Genomic DNA, 22,773 nt, shown 5'->3' with positions numbered 1-22,773 from the left:
GGGCGGCGGTGTCGCGGAGCGGGCGGGATGATACGGGCGGGGCTGTCCCGGACGGAGCCCAGCTATCGGAGCCTGGCGGCCCCTTGGGGGCCCGGGAAGGCCTATCCGGAGATCGCCTCCCTCCTGGGTGAGGCCGGCGGCGCAGGGCCCTTCAACCACGTCTACGCGGCGGTTCGCAGCGTCCTCCTCGCCCTGGGCCTCGACGCCGGGCGCTTCGACTCACCGCAGTGGAATCCGCTCGGCGCGCTCGTCCACCGGGGCGGTCGCATCGTCCTCAAGCCCAACTTCATCCGGCACTGGAACCCGTGCGAGGAGGGCAGCATCGAGAGCGTCATCACCCACGGGTCGATCGTCCGCGCCGTCGCGGACTACGCGTTCCTCGCGGCCGGCGCCGAGGGCAGCGTGGTCGTCGCCGAGGCGCCGCAGCAGGACTGCGACTTCGATCGGATCCGTGCGGTCACCGGCCTCGACGCGATCGTCCGCTTCTACGAGGAGACGCTCCAGCGCGAGCTCGAGGTCATCGACCTGCGCCGCGAGGCCGTGGTCTTCCGCGACGGGGTCATCGTCGAGCGCCAACCGCTCCCGGGCGATCCGGCGGGCTACCGGGCCGTCGACCTCGGCGAGCGCAGCTTCTTCACCGGCTCGGGCCTCGATCCCATCCGCTTCCGCGGCGCGGACTACGATCCGGGCGTCACGGTCGACCACCACCGGGGCGGCCGCAACGCCTATCTCCTCTCCGAGACGGTGCTCTCCTCGGACCTGATCGTGAACCTGCCGAAGCTCAAGACGCACAAGAAGACGGGCGTCACCCTGGCGCTGAAGAACCTGGTCGGCATCAACGGCGACAAGAACTGGCTGCCCCACCATTCGCTGGGCGCCCCCGGCGAGGGCGGCGACGAGTACCCGGGCGGACGCTGGATCGACCGCGCGCGCAGCCGCGCCATCGAGCTCGCGCGGCCCCTGCTCCAGCGCGGGCAGGCGCTGCCCTGGTTCCGCGCCGCCCGGCGGCTCGAGAGCGCCACGCGCGGCGACGACTTCGTGCGCAGCGGCAACTGGTACGGTAACCGCACCACCTGGCGCATGTGCTGCGACCTCAACCGCTGCCTCTACTACAGCGACGCGCAGGGCCTCCACCTGGGCGCGCCCGCCCCCGTCCGCACGGTGCTCACCGTCATCGACGGGATCGTCGCCGGCCAGGGCGGTGGGCCTCTCGCCCCCCAGGACGTGCCGCTCGGCGCCGTCATCGCCGCCACGGACCCCGTGGCGGCGGACCTGGTCGCCGTCCGCCTGATGGGCTTCGACGAGCGCAAGCTGCCCAAGATCTGGGAGGCGATCCAGGATCCGGGACCGCGGATCACGGCCGTGCGCGATCCCGGCGAGGTCCAGGTCTTCGAGATCACCCCCGATAGCTCGGAGCCCCGCGGGCTCAGGCTCGACGACCTGCGCTCCGAGACGAGCTTCGTGCCGCACCCGGGGTGGAGCGGGCACGTGGAGCGGAGCGCGCCTTGAAGCAGATCCTCCAGAGCGCCCGGACCGGTGAGCTCGAGCTCGTCGAGGTGCCGGCCCCGGCCGTCCGCGAGGGCCAGATCCTGGTCCGCAACCACTTCTCCGTGGTGTCGCCCGGCACCGAGAAGCTGGCGCTCGACTTCGCGCGCAAGTCGCTGCTCGCCAAGGCGCGCAGCCGCCCGGACCTCGTGAAGCAGGTGGTGCGCAAGCTCCAGCAGGAGGGGCCGCTGCCCACCTATCGCGCCGTGATGACCCGGCTCGAGGCGCCGCAGCCGCTCGGCTACTCGAGCGCAGGGGTCGTCCTCGCGGCCGGCCCGGGCGTCGGCGGCTTCGCACCCGGCGACCGGGTGGCCTGCGCCGGCGCCGGCTACGCGAACCACGCGGAGCTGATCGTGGTGCCCGAGAACCTCGCCGTCCGCGTGCCGGACGGGGTCGCGCTCGAGCAGGCCGCCTTCGCGACGCTCGGCGCGATCGCGCTCCAGGGCATCCGCGTGGGGCAGCCGACCCTCGGCGAGGTGGCGGCCGTGGTCGGCCTGGGACTCATCGGCCAGCTCGCCGTGCAGCTCCTGCGCGCCAACGGCTGCCGCGTGCTCGGGCTCGACCTCTCCCCGCAGCGCGTCGAGCAGGCGCTCGCCTGCGGCGCCACCTGGGCGATGCGTCCCGACGAGGTCTCCGACGCCTGGCGCGACCAGGCCACCGGCGGCCACGGCGTCGACCTCGCGCTGGTGGCCGCGGCGGCCGAGACCTCCGCACCGATCCAGCTCGCCGCCGACCTGTGCCGGCACAAGGGCAAGGTGGTGGTGGTGGGCGCCATGCCGATGGAGCTCGACCGCCGGACCTTCTACGAGAAGGAGCTGGAGCTCCGGATGAGCACCTCCTACGGGCCCGGCCGCTACGACCGGCGCTACGAGGAGCTCGGCCTCGACTACCCGCTCCCCTACGTGCGCTGGACCGAGAACCGCAACCTCGGCGCGTTCCTCGATCTCGTCTCGGCCGGTGCCGTGCGCCCCGATCGACTCGCGACCGAGCAGGTCCCCTTCGACGACGCTCCCGGCGTGTATGCGGAGCTCGCCCAGGGCCGGCGTGCAGCGCTGGCCGTCGTGTTCCGCTACGCGGAGGAGCCGGCCGTGGCGCAGGGCCTCCGCCTCGCGCCCGCGGCGCCGGCCTCGGCTCCGTCCGCGCTCGGCGTGGCGTTCCTGGGCGCCGGCAACTACGCGAAGGGCGTGCTGCTCCCGGCGCTCGCCGGGATCCCCGAGGCGCGCCCGCAGTGGCTGATCGCCGCGACGGGCCCCTCGGCGCGCGCCACCGCCGAGAAGTTCGGGTTCCCCGCCTGCGGCACCGACCCCGAGGAAGCCCTCGGCGACCCGGCCGTCCAGATCGTCTTCATCGCGACCCGTCACGACAGCCACGCCAGCCTGGCGGCGCGCGCCCTGCGCGCCGGCAAGGCCGTCTGGCTCGAGAAGCCGCCCGCCCTCGCCGCGGAGGAGCTGGCGGAGCTCGAGCGCGCGGTCCGCGAGACCGGCGGCTTCCTGACGGTCGGCTACAACCGCCGCTTCTCCGCGCACGCACGCGAGATGCGCAAGGCCTTCGCGCAGCGCCAGGGGCCGCTCGCCATCCACTACGTGGTGGCGGCGGGGCCGACGCCGGAGGGGACCTGGATCACCGACCCCAAGCAGGGCGGCGGGCGGATCGTGGGCGAGGTCTGCCACTTCGTCGATCTGTGCTCGTTCCTGGCCGGCTCGCGCCCCGCACGCGTCTTCGCCCGAGCGCTCGGCGCCGATCCCGAGCGCGACGACTCCGTCGCCGCGCAGGTCACCTTCGCCGACGGATCGGTCGCACAGATCCAGTACCTGGCGAGCGCCAGCAGCGCGCTCCCGAAGGAGCGCTTCGAGGCCTCCGCCGACGGGCGGACCGTCGCCTGCGAGAACTTCCGATCGACCCGATTCGCCGGCCGCCGGCGGCCCTTCCGCACGCTCAACCAGGACAAGGGACAGGCCACGGCGCTCCGCGAGGTGCTCCAGGCCGCGCGCGAGGGGCGGCCGGCACCGTTCGCCTTCGAGGAGATCGCGGCGGTCTCGCGGACCACCTTTGCGTTCCTCGAGTCGGCGCGCAGCGGGCAGGAGGTGGCCCTTGACTGAGACAAGCGCCGAGACCTTCGAGTTCGCGCAGCACGCCCGCCACTCCACCGGAGACACGGAGGTCACGCGCTCCTCGCCGATCGTCTTCGCCGGAGGCGTCGTCTGGCTCTCGCTCGTGCTCTCCGGTGTGCTCCAATACTTCAGTGGCGTCAACCTCTACTACCCCTTCGTTGCCATCTTCCTTCCCTTCTTCCTGCTCTTCTGCCTGCCCCAGATGGTCCGTCTGATCACGAACGTGCAGTTCTGGATGTGGATGCTCACCGTGATCATCCCCGTCTTCCTCTATGCCTTCGGCCGTACCGGCAGCATGGGAGCCGCCCAGAGTCTCAAGCAGCGCACGGTCTACTTCTCCCTCGTAGCCGGATCGGCCGTGATCCTCGGCATGCCCGACGCGCGGCGAATCCTTCGCACGGGAAGCCTCCTGGTGCTGGCCTGGGCCATCCCGGTCTGCTTCGTCGAGCTGCTGGTTCCCAACCTGTTCAGCACTGCCGAGGGCCGCTCCGCGGGCCTCTACGGGAACCCCAACGCCGCGAGCATGGCGATCCTGATCTGCGTTCTCGGTGCGGTGGACCTGCGGCGTCAGACCACACGATCACTCCTGCTCGTCTCGCTCGCGACTGCGGCCGTATTCACCACCTTCAGCCGGAGCGGAATCCTCTTCGCCGGCGCCCTCTGGGCTCTCCACGCCTTCCTTCCGGCCCGTGCGGAGGGCGGCCTGCGAGGCCCGCAGCGCCTGATCGTCATCGCCTTCCTGGTGATCACCGGCATCGCGGCGGTGGCCTGGCTCGCACAGCGGGTGGTGTTGAGCGATGCGGCAGAGATGCGCCTTCATTCGATCCTGGCGGGTGACGTATCGGACGGCTCGTCCGAGCTCCGCCAGGATCTCGCCGAGCGGGGTCTGGCGATGCTGGCGGACGAGCCTCTGGGGCGCGGCGTCGGCTACGTCGACGGAATGGAACGCCTTCCCCACAACACCTATCTCTACATCGCGATCGATTACGGGCTCCCCGGGCTGGCCTTCTACATCGTGCTGCTTCTCGCTGGCTTCCTTCGGAGTGCCGCGGCTGGGCTGCAGCGGGGAGCGAACGCGATCCTGCTCGCCCTTCTCCTGGTCTACGCAAGCATCTTCACGCACTACGTTGCCGGCACCACCTTCTACTCCGTCGCCTTCGCGGCCGTCCTCACAGGGGCCCTGATCCTGCCGCTCGATTCCAGGGCTTCGACCCGGAGTCGGACGGGCTCAGCACCTGCACTCGCCGTTCCCATCCCGATGAGATGATCTCCTACCGCGCCGACATCGACGGACTGAGGGCGATCGCGGTCCTCGCTGTCGTGCTCTACCACCTCGGCCTGGGTCCGCTGCGCGGCGGCTTCGTGGGCGTGGACATCTTCTTCGTGATCTCCGGCTTCCTGATCACGGGGATCATCCAGCGCGAGGTCGGGGAAGGCCGCTTCGGGTACTCGGACTTCTACCAGCGGCGGATCCGCCGGCTCTTCCCGGCGCTCTTCCTCGTCCTCGCGGCAACGCTGCTCGCGGGGCTCTTCCTGCTCCTCCCGAGCGACCTCGTCACCCTCGGCCGCACCACGGCGGCGACGGTCTTCTACGGCTCGAACATCGACCTGTGGCGTCACAGCGGCTACTTCGACGGCAACGCGGAGCTGAATCCGTTGCTCCACACCTGGTCTCTCGCCGTGGAGGAGCAGTTCTACATCGGCCTCCCGATCCTGCTGCTGCTCGTCCATCGCTATGCGCGGCGGAGGCTGGGAGCGATCGTGGTCGCCGTCGGCCTCGTGTCCTACGCGCTCGCGATCTTCGCCCAGTCACGCCGCCCCTCGGCGGTCTTCTTCCTGGCTCCCTTCCGTGCCTGGGAGCTGATGGCCGGTGCCGTGCTCGCGCTCGGGCTCGTTCCGATCCTGCGCCAGCGCTGGCTGCGGGAGCTGCTTTCGGTGGCGGGTTTGGGGCTGCTCGCGTACGCGATCCTGTGGATCGAGCCCGGGCCGGAGTTTCCCGGTTGGATCGCGGCGCTTCCGGTGCTGGGCTCTGCCGCCCTGCTCCACGCGGGCACCTCCGGCGACACGCTGGTCGGCAGGGCGCTGTCCTGGCGGCCGATGGTCTACGTCGGGCTGATCTCGTACTCGCTGTATCTCTGGCACTGGCCCCTCATCGTCTACGCGAAGTACCTGAACGGGCTCCAGCCACTCGGCGCCTGGCGGTGGGCGATCCTCGCGCTCGCGGTCGGGTTGTCGGCGCTCTCGCTCCGCTTCGTGGAGACGCCCTTCCGGAAACGCCGGCTCTTGCGCGAGCCGCGGCCGCTCTTCCGGAACGCCGCGATCGCCACCGCCGCGACGGCCGGGATCGCCCTCGTCCTGGCCTTCGGCGGCGGATGGAGGGACCGCTTCGGGCCGGAGATCGTCGCACTCGATCGGGAGCGCACACCCGAGATCCCGTTCCTCGCTTGCATGGGCCGGCTCGCCGACCCGGTGCTCGGCGAGTCGTGCGTCGTGGGCGCGGGCAACGAGGCAGGTCCTCCCTCCGTCCTGATCTGGGGAGACAGTCATGCGCTGGCCTGGCTCCCCGCTTTCGACGCCTTGCTGCGCGAGCAAGGCCTCCGCGGCCTCTTCGCCGGACAATCCGCGTGCGCGCCGCTCCTCGACGTCCGCAACCCGTCGAACCCGCTCTGTGCCGGACACAACGACCAGGTCCGCCAGCTCCTGCTCGACGACGCCCGCCTCCGGCTCGTGGTGATGGTCGCCTCCTGGCCGAGCTACTCCTGGGAAGGCGGCAAGTATCGGATCGAGGACGCGGAGGGAAGGAAGGGCAACCCGGTCGTCTTCCCGGATGCCCTGCGCAGGACGCTCCGCTTCCTCGAGGCGGAGAATCGGGTTGCCTGGCTGATCGGTCCGACGCCTGGTGCGCCGTCGGAGCTGCCGCTGCGCATGGCCATGGCACGCCGCGCCGGCGATGGCCAGCCGGCGCCGATCCCGACCGTGCGCTTCGAAAAGCGGCGCCAGACCTTCGCGCAGGCCCTCGCAGCCCTTCCCGAGAGGCTGCCGCTCGTCTTCACCGACCCGAGCGCCTGGCTCTGCGACGCGGCCACCTGCCGCTACGAAACCGCCGGACTGCCGCTGTATCGAGACAGAGGGCATCTCAACGTGCGCGGTGCGGCCTATCTGCGGCCCTTCCTCGAGCCGGCCTTCCTGGAGGCCATCACGCGGGCGGGACTCGCTTCGCCGCTAACGAGTGCCGCTGACCTTCCCTGAGGGCCCCGCTCAGGTCCGCATCCACTCGGTGGTCGCGGCGACCACCAGCGCCGTCGCTGCTCCGAGACCCAGCTCATCCGTATCCACCCGCACGACCGACGTCCCGGCTTCCCGCAGTGCAACCTCCAGCTCCGAGACGGTGCCTTCCATCCGGAAGAGCGCGGTGTCGATCTCCGCCGGCGATCGGCCGACGAATCGATTGGGGAGCCGTCTCGGGCGGTGTTGCATGCGCTCCATGCAGGTGGCGCGGCGGGCGCGGACGACGAACAGGAGATCGACGGGCGGGATCAGCGGCAGCCACGACTTCGCATCGCCGGGTGAGACGAGGCTGACGAGCCGCTGCACGAATCCTTCGTCGCACAGGAAGACGTCGCGCGCTGCGAGTCGTTCCGATGCGATCAGGTGCCACGCGAGGACGTCGGTGGCGTAGCCGACGAACCGCTCCACGAACTCGGCGGGCTCCCCGCCGCTCTCGGCTCCTCGTTGGATCGCGGAAAGGAGTGCTGGAAACGTGCCCGGCACACGTCCGCGCGCCTCGGAGACCACCCGTGCCCAGAACAGACGCCGAGCGACGCGCTCGCGCCATGCGGGCGGAAGGAGCCACTGCACGGCAGTGAAGGTCGAGCTCGAAGCAGGGGGGTACAGGGCGGCGACGCGGTCCCGATCGAAGCACGGCGAGCCGGCGACGCAGAGGGTCCGCTCCGCCTCCTTCACGATGCTGCTCTTGCCGCTGCCCGGGAGGCCGGTGAACTCAATCCGCCGCATCGCCCATCGTGTTCCAGATCGCCGCCACGACCCTGCGCGCTGCCTCCTCGAACGGGATCCCCTCGTTCTGGATCTCGGTGACCACCACCCCCTCCCCGAACGACAGCTCGTCGATCACACCCACCTTGCGGGTGATGGTCTCGAGGCTGGTGCCGTCGCTCTTGCGCGCGGCGGCGACCGCGGGCGAGACGCGGATCTTGAGCACGAGATCGGGAGCACACCGTTCACCGATCCGGTAGATCGCCCGCTCGATCGGGACGAAGGGCCGCAGCAGCGTTCCGGCCAGGGCGTTCCCGGCAGCTAGAACGGGCAGTCGCGGCCCATCGCAGGTCCCGGCCACCGCGGCCTGCGGGAACCGGTCGCAGACCACGAGCATCCCCGCCCGCCTCGCCAGCGACAGGCGGACGAAGCCGATCACCTTGTCGAGGTCGATCGCGGCGGCCACCGGGACGTCGAGGAGGCGCCGCAGGGAGGCGGAGCGGCCGAAGCGGCGGCGTGCGGCCAGCGCGAGTCGCAGCAGCGCGGATCGCGAGCCGGCGCCGTGGCCGAAGTAGATCCGCTCGACGTCGAGTTTCTGGGCAAAGAAGTCAGCGGCGGCCTTCGTGAGCGAGGACTTCCCCGAGCCGTCGCAGCCGAGAAGCGCCACCGCAAAGCCACGTCTCGGCCGGATCCGTCGCGCCGCCACCGGAAGGCCCGCGCGCCGCGCTCGGCGCGTCAGGCGGAGCGCCCAGCCACGTTCACGCCGGAGGCGGGCTTCGGCGGCAGCCGACAGGCGGCGATGCGGGGCCAAGGCGGTGATGACCTGCGGCCTGGCCCCCTCGATCCGGCGATCCCCCTCGTCGAGCACGGCCCGGAGCGCCGCTGCGGCGTCGGCCCCGAGGAGGCGTCCTGCGAGCGCCGAGAACGCGGGCCCGTCGACGCGTTCCCGCAGCCAGCCGAGCTCGAGTGCAGCGCCCCCGTCCGGGTCCAGCCGCAGGGCTCCGCGAGGCTGCTTGACGCAGATGCGGACGATCAGCAGCAGCAGCTCCATCTCCGGAGAGGAGACGAAGATCGGCGAGCCCGGCGCCGAGGGCACGCGCGACGCGAGCACCTCGGCCTCCCACGGCAGGGAATGGGCCTTGATGTTCCTCTCACCGACCAGCAGCCGGAAGTGCACGTGGAAGTGCACGAGGATCGGCCCGCTCGGATCGACTGCGAGGTAGTCCTCGATCCCAGGATAGTCGCGGAAGGAGACCGGCTGGAACCGGCGCGCGCCCGCTTCGGCCAGCGCGCTCTCCACGTCCTTGCGACGGTCCTCGGGAAAGAGCAGATCCAGGTCGGTGCGACCGCGGAGCGCAGCATCCAGATGGCGGTTGCTCTTCCAGTGGCACCAGGGGATGTCTCCGCGCGAGAGCGAGGAGACCAGTCGCTCGACGGGCGAAGCCATGATCATGGCGTGCATCGGTCGCTCGCGGGGGCGCCGAGGCCATGCAGGATCCCGTCGGGCGTCTCGCTCTCCTCGCGTGCCATGGATGGAATCGGGGGCTCCTGGCGCCAGGAAACGGCGGGAAGACGGCGGGCCATTATACAGGTCGGCAGAACCCCCGCCGGGGAAGGTTGGGGCTACCGTAGCGAGCCATCGTTCATCGTCCGGTGACCACGATCCTCAATCTTTCCACCCGCCCCGCCGACGGGGCGGGTGGTGAAGTCGTCGGGAGAGGAGGGGGCTTGACCAAGCGGCAACGCAGGCGCAAGGAGCCGAGGTTCGCGGGAGTTGCATTCCTCCTGGCGGCCGCGCTCGCGATCGCCGCCTCCGGCTCGGCCGGGGCCGCGGACGTCCGCAAGGGCGGGAAGGCGAGCCGGGAGGTCGGAACCACCAACGCGTGGCGACAGCCGACGACCAGCGGAAGAGCCCAGGGCCAGCGCCCGCCGTCCGAGCGCATCCCTACCGCGACTGCCTCGGAAGCTGCTCCTGCAACGCCTGAGCTTCCGGCCGCGCCTGCCGCGGCGCCAGCGGGTGGGCCGGAGCCCGAGTTCGTCGCCTACGGCTTCGGAGCCGCGGCTACCGGAGGGCGCGGCCATCCGGTCGTAACGGTCACCACGCTCCGGGATTCCGGCGACCGAGGGATGCCGATCCCCGGCTCGCTGCGTGCGGCGCTCTCGGGTGGCAATCGAATCGTCCGCTTCCGGGTGAGCGGCAACATCGAACTCGTCGACCAGCTCAAGGTCCGGCACCCGAACATCACGATCGACGGCAGCGACGCCCCGAACGGCGGGGTCGCCATCTGGGGGAGCCCCCTGATCGTCGAGGCCAACAACGTGGTGATCCGCCACCTTCGCTTCCGCGGCAGCCATCCCTCGGAAGCGGTCGACGCCCTCGCGATCGGAGGCGGCTCGGACATCCTGATCGATCACATCTCCTGCACCTGGGGGACGGACGAGTGCCTCTCGATGTACGGGTACTCGTACGCCGGCACCGGCCGCGTCCGCAGGGTCACCGTGCAGAACTCGCTCTTCGCGGAGATGGCTCAGGGCCACAACATGGCGACACTCGTCAACGGCGACGTGAGCCACGTGACCTGGTTCCGCAACGTGTTCGCCAAGTCCGACAACCGCAATCCACAGCTCTCCACGGGCCAGCGAAGGGGTCCTCACCAGTCTCCGGGCGCACGGCTCTCCGGCATCGCCGAGTACGAGCTGATCCAGAACGTCGTCTACGACGCCGCGTACGGCACCCGGATCTGGAACCAGAGTCCGGACTGGACCATCCATCTCGACGCGATCGGGAACCTGTGGAAGCCCGGACCGCGCTGGCCCGATCCCAAGGTCCCGATCATGATCTCCACGCGGCCGGCGAGCGTCGGTCCGATCCGCGTCTTCCTCGATCGCAACAGTGGCCCCCGCCGCAGCCCGGGAGCCCCGCGCGAGTGCGACTTCTTCTCCTTGGAGTCCATCAACTCCCCCTGCGGTGGATACGAAGGGAACCACCGCGCCGACGCGCGGCTCATCCAGTCCCACAGCTTCCCGAGCACGACGGCCGCCGCGGATCTCCCGAACATCCTCGCCAACGTGGGCGCCACGCGACCGTGCCGTGACTCGGCCGACCGGCGGATCGTGGAGGAGGTCCGGACCGGCACCGGCCAGCGCTCCCACACCCCTCCCCGTCTTCCGGACCTCACCCGACCCTGCCCGCCGTGAGCCCGGCACCGCACTTGGCAGGCTCGAATCGATCGGGGAATAATCGTCCGATGCTCCTCTGCCTCGCTCCGCCCGGCGGCCGCGGATGTCCCGTGAATGCCACATGACGACCCCCGCCACTCACCCGGATCTCGTCTACATCCTCTGCCCTTCGTACCACGGAGCCACGCTCCTCTCGCTCCTGCTGAACAACCACCCCGAGGTGCTCGCCCTCGGCGACACGATCCCCACACGGTCCTTCGACCAGCTCTGCCTCTGCAAGAAGCTCATCAGCGAGTGCGCCTTCTGGCGGGAAGCCCTCGATGCGGCCCGCGCCGATCGCTTCGCCGCGGAGTCACGATTCCTGCCGCCGCTCCCCCGCCTGGCCGCTGGTGAGCGGTCGAACCTCGTCGCCAACCTCGCGCTGGCCTCGCTCGCCGCCGTCCCGCCGCTCCGCCGGAGCCTCGTGGGGAGCCTGACGGCGCTCTCCTCCTATCTCGACGCCTACGAATGCTTCCGCCGTGTGACCCTGCGCAGGGCAGGCGCGCGGGTATTCGTGGACGGCCAGAAGAGCTGGCCGATCCCGCTGGTCGTACACGGGCTGACGGGCCGGCCGATCTCGATCCTTCACCTGACCCGGGATCCGCGAGCGTTCGCCTACTCGATGCTGCAGCGAAAACGCGCCACCCCGGAATTCGCCGCGAGGGGCTGGGTTCGACAACACCGGTTGATAGCGGCCGTCGGCCACATAGCTGCCAGGCGGAGGGGAGTTCTCCAGGTCCGCTACGAGGATCTCGCGCAGGCACCGCGCGAGACGATGGCCAGGGTGTTCTCGTTCCTCGGCCTCCCTGACGCGGAGGTGGTCCGGACACCCGTCGACGGGGAGAAGGGGCATCTCATCGGGAACAAGATGAAGAAGACCTTCGACGGGACGATCGAGCTCGACGTGAGATGGAAGGACGGCCTCTCGGAAGCGGATACCCGGCGGATCGTCCAGATCTCGACGACGATGATGAGGCGCCTCGGCTACCTGCACTGACACGCTTGGATGCCGTGATGCGAGTTTCTCCGGGGTCGGGGCGCTGCGAGCCCGGATCCTCGGCGGAGAGGCTCACCTCACGGCGCCGCCAGGACATCGCTGAGCAGGTCCGCGTGCAGCCGTGCCGAACGATCCCACGAGAAGCCGCCCGCGCGCCGCCGTCCTCGGGCGGCCAGGTCGCGGGCCAAGGAGGGGTCCGCCAGGAGCGATTCCATCGCCGCCGCGAGGGCGCCGGTGTCGTGCGGGTCCGCCCCGAGAACGCAATCGGCCGCGATCTCGCGGAACACGCCGATCTCGGCGGCGACGATCGGCAGCTCCATCGCCATCGCCTCGATCAGCGGATGGCCGAAGGTCTCCAGGAAGGACGGGAACACGAAGCCGCACGCTCCGGCATACCAGCCCCGGATCTCGGCGTAGGGCACCTCGCCGAGCAGGTGGGTGCGCTGCGCAAGAGCGCCGGTCGCAGCGCGCGCTGCCTCCATGTCCCGGCGATGCGCGCGGTCGGGCTCGTCGCCGATGATCACGAGGTCGGGGGCATCCGGCCGCCGGCGGGCGACCTGCGACCAGGCCTCGATCAACCGCACGTAGTTCTTGTAGCGATAGACCGAGCTCACCGAGAGCAGGTACGGCCGGCCGCCCGCCAGCCGCTGCGGCGCGACACTCGCTCGCGACCAGGCCTCCAGGTCGATGCCGTGCGGCACGACGGCACGCCGCTCGGGCGGGAGCCCGACCTCGTCGCCGATCCAGCCCGCCGAGTCGGCGCTCACGAACAGGATGCGTGCGCAGACCCGCGCCGAGTGGCTGGCCAGCCGGCGCAGGACGAACAGCCGCGCGCGCTGCCGGAGGGGCCAGCCGAGGTCGAGGCGGGAGAAGACGTTCGGGTTCCGGAAGCTCGCGATCGCGGGACAGGGGGGACGGGGCGGCGCGTACTCGGCCGTCGAGAAGTAGAGGTCCGCACCCCACCTGCGAGCACGCTCCGCCGCGTGCAGCACGAGGAACCGCATCCGGCCCGTCCAGGCGACCTCGGGGAGCACCTCCACCTCGAGGTTCGCGAGCGGCGGGAGCGCCGCGGCCAGGTGCTCCTCGCGGAGCCACAGGCGGAAGCGATCCTCGGGACGCAGCGCGGCCAGGCGCGGCACGAGATTGCGCACATAGGTGGCGCCGCCTCCGCTGCGCGCCATCGAGCCGTCGATCAGGATCCGCCGGCCGTTCATCTCAGTGCGGGAGTGCAGCCTCGGCCGCCCCCCCGACGGCCCCAGCGCGCCGCAACGCCGCTGCGTACGCCTGGGCGATCTCGGCGTTCGCCCACGGCCGCCAGTGACCACCCGAATGAGGATTCGCGAACGGCAGCTCGGGGATCGCCGCCTGTACGGACGCAGCCCGCGGCTCCCAATCGGCGAACGCGATCCCGGCCTGCGCTGCCCGTTCGCGCAGCCACGAGTAGGAAGGCCCCGGAGCGTTCGCCCACGAGAGGATCAGCGTCGAACCCCATTCCTGCGTGCGCTGGTGGATCTCCTCGATCACAGGCCACTCGCGCTCGGCCACCGAGATCGGCGTCCCCGGCTGGCCGGCGCCCTGCCGGCTCTCCGCCTCGGCGACGAGGCGGAGCCTGCGAAGCTCGGCGATTGCGAGCTTGCCTCGCTTCACCAGCTCCAGCTCCCCGAGCCACAGCAGCGGGCGTACCGAAGCGCCCCAACGCGGACTCCCGTACACGATGTGGCGATGCCGGTAACCCGACTCGAACAGCACGTCGTCGTCCCAGTCGTTGTCGGATCCGAGGTAGAGGACGTAGTCGGGCGTCCCCAGCTCCTTGGCGAACCGCTCGAGCGAGACCAGCGATTGCTGCCCCCCGAACGCCGCCAGTCCGAGGTTGACGATCGCAAGTTTTTTCGCGTAGAAGCCGAGCTCGTCTCGGTTCCAGAGCAGATCGAGCTGGAAGGGATACGACGCGTCGGCTGGAAGGCCCGTACCCTGGGTGAACGAATCTCCGAGCGCGAACGCGACCTCCGGGTAGCCGTCGAAGCTCTCCTGGAAGTTCACGGTGCCCAGCCGATTGGTGCGCACCTCTTCGAGGTGGTCGGTGAGGCGGTAGAGATGGAGACCCGGGCCGAGCCGATAGCCCAGATCCTCGTCGTAGCGGTACGCGCTCTGGATGCCGGCCAGATGGATCGGCGCCACCACGCGCAGGCCGAACTCGGCGAACCCGATCAGTACCAGACACGACGACACCGATACGAGGAGAAGAACGAGAGTCTGGCATCTGCTGCCCATCACCGGGTCGTCTCCCGCGACGTTCGAGCGGTCAGGATCCCGTAGAGCGACTCGACGTCTTGCGCCACCCGGTCGAGCGAGAACCGGTCCACGGCGAGCCGCCGCGCTTCGGCTGCGCAACGGGCGCGCCGGTGGGGCTCCGACAGGAGCAGTCGGAGCCCCTCCGCAAGCGGCGCCGCGTCGGGGCCGCCGGCCAGCACGCCAACCTCGGCGGCGGCGAAGATGTCCTCGCTGCCCGACACCGGCGCCGACACCACGGGCAGCGCACACGCCATCGCCTCGAGGAGGCTGTTGGAGAGGCCCTCCCGGATCGACGGCAGCACGAAGAGGTCCGCAGCCTGGTACCACTCGAGCGGATCGGGAACCGCCCCGACGATCGAGACGGAATCACCGCAGGGCGCGGCGCAGCGGAGAAGCTCCTCGCGGACGGGACCGTCGCCGACGAAGATCAGCCTCGCGCCTTTGGGCGGCCCGAGGCGGCGCCAGGCATCGAGCAGGCCGAGCGGGTTCTTCTCCGGGCTGAGACGCCCCACGTAGAGGACCGCCGTCACGCCCTCGAGGCCGAGCCTCCGGCGGAGCGCCTGCCGCGCCGGTGGCGGGAGGGGCCGGAGCCGCTCGACGTCGATGCCGTTGGGGATGCGGTGGACACGCTCCGCCGGGATTCCGAACCGCTCGATCTCCTTCGCGACACGCTCGCTCGGGGCCAGGAAGGCGTCGATGCGGCGGTGCAGACCCTCGAGGAGTGAAGGGAGCCGACCCCGCCGCAGGGCGACGAGGATGCTGTTCTCCTCCGTACCCGTGAGCTTCAGCACCACCGGCCGCCCGAAGAGGCGGCCGAAGACGACGGCGACGGCAGCGGCCCCTCCATACTGATGGACGTGATAGACGTCGAAGCGCCGCCCGTGGACGAGCAGGAAGCTCGCGAGCGCAATCGCCCCGCTCAGCAGGTGCAGCCCGGGACGCAACGCCACCCGGAGCCGCCGCACCGTGAGCCCGTCGCACCCCTCGCGCGCGGGCCAGCCCGGGTCCCGCCGTTCCGCCACCACCGTCACCCGGTGCCCTCGCGCCACGAGCGCCTGCGACAGCCGCTCTGCGGCACGCTCGTAGCCACCGACCATGGGCCGGAACTGGGGGCTCACCATGAGCACGCGAAGCGGGCCGGGCACGGGAGGTTCCTCAGCGAGGGCTGCGGGTCGCGAAGGCTACTCGACCCCCTGGAGAGCGGCGAGGGGTCTCGAGGATGCGGCGCGGCGGAGCGGCACGCACGGCCCAGCCTCGCGCGGCTTGCCGCACGGTCGCGCACGTGACTACTCTTGCGCCCATCGTGCGCGAGAGCCGCATCTTCCTTCGGCGCTTCCCGGCCGGATGGCTCCACGTGCTGGCGCCCGGTGGGCTGCTCGCGGTGCTCCTGCGCCTCGCTCCGTGTGACGCCTCGACGCTCGAGGTTCCCGGGCAGTACCCGACGGTCCAGGCGGCCATCGACGCCGCGGCCGGCGGCGACGAGATCGCCCTGGCCCCGGGCGTCTACCCCGAGGCGATCACGATCTCGGGCAAGACGCTCGCGATCCGCTCCCGCTTCGCGACCAGCGGGGATCCGGCGGACGTCGAGGCCACCGTGCTCGAGGCGGTCGGCGCGGACGTGGTGACCGCGCTCTCGGGCGCGCAGGTGCTCCTCCACGGCGTCACGCTGCAGAAGGGGCTCGCCGCCGTGCGGCTCCACGCCGGCACGCGCCTCGAGCTCCTGGACTCGCGCGTGCTCCAGACGGTGGACGGGATCTCGCTGGAAGGCGGGAGCAGCGCCGGCGCGCCGCTCACGACCGCGATCGTCCGGCGCTGCCGGATCGAGGGCAACGGCGACGACGGCATCGACTCCGACGGCAAGTCGCAGATCCACGTCGAGGACAGCGAGATCCTCGGCAACGGCGACGACGGCATCGAGATCCGCCTCCACGCCAACGGCTTCGCGGCCGGCCAGGCGATCACCCACGTCCTGCTCGGCAACCGGATCACGAGCAACGGCGAGGACGGGCTGCAGCTGATCGACTACCCGGGCCTCTCGCCGCGCTCCTTCCGGATCGAGCGCAACGTCTTCGCCGGCAACGCGATGGCGGGCATCGGGATGATGTGCGACGGCAACACCATCGAGGACTTCCAGGGCTGCCCGATTCCCGAGCCGGTCCGCCTCCTCAACAACAGCTTCGTGGGCAACGACCACGGCCTCAGCGGCGGCGCCGACGCCGTCGGCGTGAACAACCTGTTCGCCGGCAACGCGACGCTCGGGGCCAAGAACGTGGCGGGCGGCTCCGCTCTGGTGGCGAGCCTGTTCCACGACAACGGTACGGACTACGCAAGCTCTCAGGTGGATCCCGGCAGCACCCTGCTCGCGGATCCCCGGCTCGACGCCGAGTACCGGCTGCAGGACGGCAGCCCCGCGATCGACGCCGGCCTGGCCTACTACCAGCACGGCGCCGAAACCGTGATCGACCTCGCGCCGGACGAGTACGCGGGGAGCGCCCCGGACCTCGGTGCCTTCGAGTGGGCTCCCGGTACGGCCGGCCCGCTGGAAGCGACCGTGCGCGTCGCGGCGTCCGCCGACGACGCCGAGGAGGGCCCCACGTACGTGGCGCTCACGAGCAGCGACCTGGAGCTCGTGACGGATGGGCCGGACGTGCAGACCGTCGGGATCCGCTTCCGGGATCTCCCGATGCCGAGGTACGCGCCGATCCTTGCCGCCTGGATCCAGTTCCAGGCGGACGAGACGAACGCAGGCGCCACGGGCCTTTCGATCCAGGCCGAGGCGGCGGACGACGCCCTGCCCTTCGCGGCGGTGCCGGGGAATCTCGCCGCGCGGCCTCGCTCGGCAGCCTGGGCCGATTGGACGCCGCCGCCCTGGACGGTCGCGGGAGCCGCCGGCGAAGCCGAGCGCACGCCCGACCTCGCGGCGCTCGTGCAGGAGATCGTGGATCGACCGGGGTGGGAAGGCGGAAACGCATTGGCCTTCCTGGTCGCAGGAGCGGGCCGGAGGACCGCGGTGTCCTACGACGGATCAGCCGGTAGCGCTCCCCTGCTGCGGGTCCAGTACGCGCTACCCGGCTGTGGGAACGGCTTCCTCGAGCCAGGCGAGGCCTGCGACGACGGCAACGTGACGCCCGGCGACGGATGCGACGGAAGCTGCCAGCTCTCGGCCGCGTGCGCCGACGGCGTCGACAACGACGTCGATTCCCGGTTCGACTTCCCGGGCGATCCCGGCTGTGCAGGGCCCGACGACGATTCCGAGCGGTCCTCCCTGCTTCCCTGCGACAACGGGATCGACGACGACGGAGACGGGGGCATCGACTTCGCGGGGGACGACGACGAGGACGGCATCCCGGACCCGCCGGGCGACCTGGGCTGCGCCGGCCCCGCGAGCCCGGGCGAGGCCCCGGCCTGCCAGGACGGCGTCGACAACGACGGCCAGCCCGGCATCGACTTCGACGGCGGCGCCTCGGTCCACGGGGCGGCCATCGCACCGATCGATCCCGAGTGCGCCGGCCGGCCCTATCTCGATCGGGAGGCTGCGAGCGCATGCGGGATCGGTGCGGAGCTGGTGGCGCTCTGGGGACTGGCGGCCGTGTTGCGCCCTCGCCGCCGGAAGGCCGCGAGTCAGGCGACCAGCTCCCGGTAGAGGGAGCGGTAGCGCCCGGCAACGACGCCGATCTCGTACTCGGCGCGGACCCGGGCGTGACCCGCAGCGACCAATCGCCGGCTCAGGGCTCCGTCGCTCGCGAGCGCGCGCATCACCTCGTGCAGCGCGGCCCGGTTTCCCAGCGGAAACAGCAGGCCCGCCTCGGCCTCCCCGAGGACCTCCCGGTTCGGCTCGATGTCGCTCGCCGCGCACGGGAGGCCTGCGGCAAGCGCCTCCAGGAGCACGTTCGACATGCCCTCGGCTCGCGAGGGGTGGATCAGGGCGTCGGCCCAGGCGAACTCCTCCGCGGTAGGGGAGAAGCCGACCGCGGAGATGCTTCGTGCACCCGAGGGAAGCCGGGCCAGGCGCTCACGCAGGCCCTCGACGTCCCCGCCGCCTGCGATGCGCAGCTCCGCGTCCGGCGCCTCCGCGAGGAGATCCTGGAAGGCGCCGAGGAGGCTCTCGAAATCGAACTTCACCAGGCGGCCGAGACAGAGGAAGCGCCGTGCGGGTGCCCGGGCCCGTGGCGTCGCTGCGGCCGCAACGTCGATCCCGTTCGGGATCGTGACCACGCGGTGATCCGGCACCCCGGACTTCGACAGATCCTCGTGGACTTCGCGGGAGATCGCGATCCAGCGATCGACCTTCTCCACCAGGTTCCGCTCGATTCGCTGCCCGAGCAGCGACCCGCGCCGGAGGGCCAGGAAGTCGAAGCCCCGGCCTCCGCACGCGATCTTGCAGATCGTGGGCCGGCCCTCGGCGCGCGCCACCTCCTGTGCGAACCCCACGAGCGGCGACGCGATGTGCGCGTGGAACACGTCGAAATCCTGGATGAGCCTTCTCACCGCCCGGTGTAGCTGGACACGCTCGATCAGGAGGTTCGGGACGCCGAGCCCTCCGACGCCGGGGAAGCGCTTCGTGAGGTCGGTCATGGGGAAGCGATGGATGCGCAGCCCTTCTGCGTCCTCGAGCAGGGGATGCGCCGGATCCTGCTGGACCGTCAGCACCTCCACGTGGCAGCCCTGTCCGATGAGCGTCCGGGCCAGCAGCTCGGCCTGCCGCTCCGCCCCCCCGATCACGGGCCGGAACTGACTGCAGAACATCAGGACCCGCATCGGCACTCCGCCGGCCCACCCGTCTCCCTGCCCGTCACGCGGGTCGCCCCAGGATCCACGGGACCAGCCGCCCGATCGGACCCGGGGCGACCTCGCCGAGGAGCACCTGATCCGCCGGCTCGAGCGGCCGCAGCACGCGGATCGCCCCCACGTACACCAGGCCTGCCAGTGCGATCTCGGCGAGCAGCGGAAGCCACGGATCGAGCGCCCGGCCCACCAGCACCGCGGCCGCCGCCGCGAGGCCGCCTCGCGAGAGCGCCCGCCACGGCATCCGAAACGCGATCAGCCGGCGCACGAAGAAGAGCAGGACCATGTTCTTGAAGGCCACGCTCACCGCGGTCGCCACCGCCATGCCGGTGGCGCCGTAGTGGATCACGAGCGGCACGCCGAGCGCGACGTTGAGCAACACGGCGACCTTCGAGTAGATGAGGCTCTCCGGTCGCTTGAGGGCGCGTACCACCATGCCGAGGGGCATGAAGTGCAGGATCAGGAAGGCGAGCAGGATCACCACCGGCGTGAAGGCATCGCCGTAGGTGGTGTGGAAGACGAAGGCCAGCAGCTCGCGCCCGCCGGTCAGGAACGCCACCAGCAGGCCCAGGCTCACCAGGCTGTTCGTGTCGTACAGGAAGCGGAACATGCGCTGGAGCTCGACGGGGTCTCCCGTCTGCTCGTAGCGGGTGTAGAAGGTCGCCCCGGTCACCGACTTCAGCATCGGGATCGGCAGGAAGAACTGGAGCCGCGAGACGATCGTGGTGGCCACGGCGTAGATCGCGACCTGCACGTTGTCCGAGAAGTACGAGACGATGAAGCGCGCGATGTCGGTGCTCAGGAAGTTGACGCCCCACTCGTTCACGAACGAGAGGCGCCGGTAGGAGGTCTGCTCGCGGTCCTCGTCGACGCCGGCCGCGAGCTTCCGCAGCCCCGGCGCCGGGTATTGCCGCCCGAACACCCAAGCGGCCGCTGCCAGGTTCCCGGCCGCGACACAGGCGGCGAGGATCACGAAGAACAGGAAGTCCTCGCGCCAGTAGATGCCGAGCGCCGTGACCGCGAGCTGGAGGACCTGGGCCGGGAAGGTCCGCAGCACGACCTCCCGCTGCAGGAAGCGCGCGTTCATGGCGGTGGTCAGGTAGAGCGTCCCCCGGTTCGCGATGACTGCCCCCTGGATCACGACCAGGTGCAGCCAGTAGCCCTCGAGACCGAAGCGGGCCTGGTAGAGATCGAAGCCGAGCACCAGGAGGCCGGAGACGGCGACGGCCAGGATCATCTGGCGGAACACGATCGGCCAGACGGTCCGCCCCACCTCTCCGGCATCGTCCAGGCCCGGAACGAAGCGGATGATGAACTCCACCCATCCGAACGAGGTGACGAGGTTCACGGTGACCGGCAGCGCGCCGAAGAGCGCCCAGATCCCGTACTCCTTGGGATCCAGGTAGCGGACCAGCAGCACCATCGAGACCAGCGAAAGCAGGATCTGGAGGGCCGCCGCGGTGAAGGACCAGGGCAGCGCGCGCCGCACGTTCCTACGGAGCTCGCTCATCCCTGCCCTCCGGATACGCGCGCCGCGGCGATCCCGAGCCACTCGTGCAGGGCGCGCGTCGTGAGCGAGAGGCTGTCGACCCGCGGCAGGAGCGTCAGGGCCTCGACGGCCAGCGGCCGCTGGGAGGCGCTGGTCGCGATGAAGTCGGTGGGGGCCGGGACCACGTCGAAGCCCTGCGCCTCGAACCAGCCAGCAGCGCGGCGCATGTGGAGCGCCGACGTGACGAGCAGGATACGGCGCACACCCATCGGCTCGAGGAGCTCGCGGAGCGAGGCCGCCTCCTCGCGCGTCGTGAGCGGACCGGGCTGCTCGAGGATCGCTCCTGCCGGGACGCCGAGGAGCCGTAGCAGCTCGGCCGCGAGGGCGGCCTGGGTGGCAGCGCTGTCGAAGCTCCCGCCGACGGTCACCACGCGCGGGGCGCGCTGCTCGTGCCAGAGCCGCGCCGCCTCGAGGGCACGATCCCCGGCGTCCGTCACCTCGACCGCACGGCGTGGGGCCAGCGGCGGCTGGAGCCCACCACCGAGGACGACGATCGCGTCCGCCTTCGCATCGGGCGCGGGCGGATTCGAGTAGCCCTCGAGCGAGCGCGCGAGCGTCTCCGAGGTGAGCCGGCAGCCTCCGCCCCAGAGAAGCGCGAGCGCCAGGGCCACGAGCACCCGCGCGCTCGGGCGCACGCCGTGACTGCACAGCACCGCGAGCAGCGCGAGTCCGGCGAGCGAGAACGGGTAGACCAACCAGGTCGCCAGCTTGGTGAGGAGGAGCGCGAGCGACGGGCCTTCCAATCGACCTCCAACGGCGCCGTGATCCGGGGGGACCAGCGGCGCGGCGAGCGCCGAACCTTAGTCAACCCGGCAGGCAGGTGGGATCCTCGGCAGGCAGGGCCGCGCGGAAGACCACGCCGCGGCCCGAGAGCCGGTACGTGCTCGCTGCCGCCGGTACCACGCAGCTTTCCCCGCGCCCGAGGGCCACGGCGCCACCCGGAGCAGCGGCCTCCACCCGGCCCGACACGCAGAGCAGGATCTCCGGCCCGCGCATCCGCACCGCCACCCCTCCACCGACATCCGGCTCGAGGCGCGATAGCTCGAACTCACGGGTGGGCGTCACGAACGCAGTGTGTCCGGCCGCCCTCTCTGCCGGCCCCACCCGGGGGACCGGTGCGGCCTCGCAGCGCGCGACCCGCAGAACCTCCTCGGCGTCGATCGGCTTGCTCGTCAGGCCCGCCCGGGCCACGTTGTCCGACGCCCCCATGATCTCGACCGCAGCGCCCGCGAGGTAGCAGTGCAGCTCACCGGGCGGCAGGAACAGCCCTTCGCCGGGCTCGAGATCGACCGCGTTCATCAGGACCGGAGCGATCAGGCCGGCGTCCCCGGGCCATCGCCCGGCGAGGGCGAGGACACGCCGGGCAATGGGATCGCTCCGCTCCCGTGCGACGGCGTGGGCAAGGAGGCTTGCGAGGCGCGGCTCCCGCTGGCGGGCCGTCGCGCGCAGCCACGTCGCGAGGAACGCCCGCAGGCCGTCCGGCCCGGGCGGCCAGTCGCCGGCAAGGCCGGCTCCGGTCAGCCACGCCCGGCTCTCCGCCACGGGGCGGAACCCGCAGAGCGCCTCGAAGCGCGTGAGGGCACAGATCAGCTCCGGCTTCGCGTAGGGATCGCGGTAGCGGCGCTGGGTCGCCTCGCGCTCCCCATCCGCAGCGAAGACGGCTGCCGCGCGCTCCGCATCGGGATGGACCTGCAGCGAGAGGGGCTCCCCTACCGCGAGCACCTTGAGCAGGAAGGGAAGCCGGGGCCCGTGCGCCGCGATCAGCTCCGGTCCGAGCCACGGGTCGGGCCAGCGCGCGAGGACCGCATCGAGGGGAAGCCAGTTGCCAGCGTCGATCTCGACGAGCGCAGGGCCCGCCGGATGGGCGCCGAGCCAGAGCTCCGCCTCCGGCTCGTCGCTCGGAGCCGCTCTCCCGAGCAGGTCCGCGAGCACGTGCCGCGATCCCCACGCGTAGCGTTGGACCACTCCCCGCAGCCGATGGGCACGCGCTCGCTTCGGCATCGGATCCCAGGCTTCCGCTCCGCCCTTCGCCGTGATGGCTCGCGAGGAGCGTCGCACTATAGTGGGCGCTCGCTCGTGAGGCGAACCATGCAGCTCGCCCATGCGGCCCGCTGGTGGCGGACCGTCCGCCCGCTGAGGGCTGCCCAGATCACGCACCGCCTCCGGCTCATGATCCGTCGCCGACTCGTCTCGCGACAGGCGGAGCGCATCGATCGACGCTACGGCGTGCGGGCAGCGGCCTTCGCGGTGCGCTGGGACCATCGTGGCCTGGCGTCCCTGGC

16 protein-coding genes are annotated in these 22,773 nt (G+C 71.3%); 7 read left to right on the top strand and 9 right to left on the bottom strand.

The genetic code is table 11. The features are described from left to right. Nucleotides 1–27: 27 nt before the first annotated feature. Genes OZ948_14620 through OZ948_14605 form a run of 4 tightly spaced genes read left to right on the top strand, consistent with a single transcriptional unit; the run spans nt 28 to nt 6,905 of the window. Nucleotides 28–1,509: a DUF362 domain-containing protein gene (locus OZ948_14620; protein ID MEB2345960.1), complete on the top strand. Its 1,482-nt coding sequence runs from the start codon at nt 28–30 to the stop codon at nt 1,507–1,509. Beyond that, nucleotides 1,506–3,644: a bi-domain-containing oxidoreductase gene (locus OZ948_14615; GenBank protein ID MEB2345959.1), complete on the top strand. Its 2,139-nt coding sequence runs from the start codon at nt 1,506–1,508 to the stop codon at nt 3,642–3,644. The genes OZ948_14620 and OZ948_14615 overlap by 4 nt, the downstream gene beginning before the upstream one ends. Then, a complete protein-coding gene (locus OZ948_14610) occupies nt 3,637–4,923 on the top strand; it encodes an O-antigen ligase family protein (protein MEB2345958.1) in 1,287 nt (428 codons plus the stop codon). Before OZ948_14615 ends, OZ948_14610 begins: the two co-directional genes overlap by 8 nt. Then, nucleotides 4,920–6,905 carry an acyltransferase family protein gene (locus OZ948_14605; protein ID MEB2345957.1) on the top strand — a complete coding sequence of 662 codons (1,986 nt, stop codon included), beginning with the start codon at nt 4,920–4,922 and terminating at the stop codon, nt 6,903–6,905. The genes OZ948_14610 and OZ948_14605 overlap by 4 nt, the downstream gene beginning before the upstream one ends. A gap of 9 nt (nt 6,906–6,914) precedes the next feature. On the opposite strand, the gene OZ948_14600 is transcribed toward OZ948_14605, so the two are convergent. Then, entirely contained in the window at nt 6,915–7,451 is a 537-nt protein-coding gene (locus tag OZ948_14600; GenBank protein MEB2345956.1) for a hypothetical protein, read from the bottom strand. 205 nt (nt 7,452–7,656) lie between these two features. Then, nucleotides 7,657–9,096, bottom strand: coding sequence for a hypothetical protein (locus tag OZ948_14595; protein MEB2345955.1), 1,440 nt, complete (start codon nt 9,094–9,096; stop codon nt 7,657–7,659). 680 nt (nt 9,097–9,776) lie between these two features. On the opposite strand from OZ948_14595, the gene OZ948_14590 reads away from it, so the two are divergent. Both OZ948_14590 and OZ948_14585 read left to right on the top strand, forming a co-directional pair. After that, a complete protein-coding gene (locus OZ948_14590) occupies nt 9,777–10,847 on the top strand; it encodes a hypothetical protein (protein ID MEB2345954.1) in 1,071 nt (356 codons plus the stop codon). Between the two features lie 103 nt (nt 10,848–10,950). After that, nucleotides 10,951–11,865, top strand: a complete 915-nt coding sequence (locus OZ948_14585) for a sulfotransferase (GenBank protein ID MEB2345953.1) — start codon at nt 10,951–10,953, stop codon at nt 11,863–11,865. A gap of 77 nt (nt 11,866–11,942) precedes the next feature. On the opposite strand, the gene OZ948_14580 is transcribed toward OZ948_14585, so the two are convergent. The 3 genes from OZ948_14580 to OZ948_14570 are packed head-to-tail and all read right to left on the bottom strand — an operon-like array spanning nt 11,943 to nt 15,302. After that, on the bottom strand, nt 11,943–13,079 hold the full coding sequence (locus tag OZ948_14580) for a glycosyltransferase family 1 protein (GenBank protein ID MEB2345952.1): 1,137 nt from the start codon (nt 13,077–13,079) through the stop codon (nt 11,943–11,945). 1 nt (nt 13,080) lies between these two features. Then, a complete protein-coding gene (locus OZ948_14575) occupies nt 13,081–14,094 on the bottom strand; it encodes a hypothetical protein (protein MEB2345951.1) in 1,014 nt (337 codons plus the stop codon). A 41-nt stretch (nt 14,095–14,135) separates the two neighbouring features. Further along, nucleotides 14,136–15,302, bottom strand: coding sequence for a glycosyltransferase family 4 protein (locus OZ948_14570; GenBank protein MEB2345950.1), 1,167 nt, complete (start codon nt 15,300–15,302; stop codon nt 14,136–14,138). Between the two features lie 137 nt (nt 15,303–15,439). On the opposite strand from OZ948_14570, the gene OZ948_14565 reads away from it, so the two are divergent. Next, nucleotides 15,440–17,800, top strand: a complete 2,361-nt coding sequence (locus OZ948_14565; GenBank protein ID MEB2345949.1) for a right-handed parallel beta-helix repeat-containing protein — start codon at nt 15,440–15,442, stop codon at nt 17,798–17,800. On the opposite strand, the gene OZ948_14560 is transcribed toward OZ948_14565, so the two are convergent. From OZ948_14560 to manA, 4 genes are all read right to left on the bottom strand, one after another. Beyond that, nucleotides 17,779–18,915, bottom strand: coding sequence for a glycosyltransferase family 4 protein (locus OZ948_14560; GenBank protein MEB2345948.1), 1,137 nt, complete (start codon nt 18,913–18,915; stop codon nt 17,779–17,781). The genes OZ948_14565 and OZ948_14560 overlap by 22 nt on opposite strands. Nucleotides 18,916–18,949: 34 nt before the next feature. Continuing rightward, complete coding sequence (locus OZ948_14555) at nt 18,950–20,452, bottom strand: polysaccharide biosynthesis C-terminal domain-containing protein (protein ID MEB2345947.1); 1,503 nt, start codon at nt 20,450–20,452, stop codon at nt 18,950–18,952. Then, nucleotides 20,449–21,234, bottom strand: a complete 786-nt coding sequence (locus tag OZ948_14550) for a YdcF family protein (protein ID MEB2345946.1) — start codon at nt 21,232–21,234, stop codon at nt 20,449–20,451. The genes OZ948_14555 and OZ948_14550 overlap by 4 nt, the downstream gene beginning before the upstream one ends. Before the next feature lie 61 nt (nt 21,235–21,295). After that, nucleotides 21,296–22,492 (bottom strand): mannose-6-phosphate isomerase, class I, encoded by a 1,197-nt coding sequence (manA, locus tag OZ948_14545; GenBank protein MEB2345945.1) that lies wholly within the window; start codon nt 22,490–22,492, stop codon nt 21,296–21,298. Nucleotides 22,493–22,773: the final 281 nt, after the last annotated feature.

The sequence above is a fragment of the Deltaproteobacteria bacterium genome (genome assembly GCA_035063765.1).
GTDB lineage: Bacteria > Myxococcota_A > UBA9160 > UBA9160 > PR03 > CAADGG01.
The sequence above is the reverse complement of the archived record's forward strand: the minus strand, read 5'-3'. Positions and strand labels throughout refer to the sequence as shown.

Excerpts from the sequence above, each read along its gene's own strand:
- OZ948_14620 (MEB2345960.1), top strand. The coding sequence starts at position 28 with ATGATACGGGCGGGGCTGTCCCGGACGGAGCCCAGCTATCGGAGCCTG.
- OZ948_14605 (MEB2345957.1), top strand. The coding sequence starts at position 4,920 with ATGATCTCCTACCGCGCCGACATCGACGGACTGAGGGCGATCGCGGTC.
- OZ948_14595 (MEB2345955.1), bottom strand. The coding sequence starts at position 9,096 with ATGGCTTCGCCCGTCGAGCGACTGGTCTCCTCGCTCTCGCGCGGAGAC.
- OZ948_14590 (MEB2345954.1), top strand. The coding sequence starts at position 9,777 with ATGCCGATCCCCGGCTCGCTGCGTGCGGCGCTCTCGGGTGGCAATCGA.
- OZ948_14585 (MEB2345953.1), top strand. The coding sequence starts at position 10,951 with ATGACGACCCCCGCCACTCACCCGGATCTCGTCTACATCCTCTGCCCT.
- OZ948_14580 (MEB2345952.1), bottom strand. The coding sequence starts at position 13,079 with ATGAACGGCCGGCGGATCCTGATCGACGGCTCGATGGCGCGCAGCGGA.
- OZ948_14560 (MEB2345948.1), bottom strand. The coding sequence starts at position 18,915 with ATGCGGGTCCTGATGTTCTGCAGTCAGTTCCGGCCCGTGATCGGGGGG.
- OZ948_14555 (MEB2345947.1), bottom strand. The coding sequence starts at position 20,452 with ATGAGCGAGCTCCGTAGGAACGTGCGGCGCGCGCTGCCCTGGTCCTTC.
- manA (MEB2345945.1), bottom strand. The coding sequence starts at position 22,492 with ATGCCGAAGCGAGCGCGTGCCCATCGGCTGCGGGGAGTGGTCCAACGC.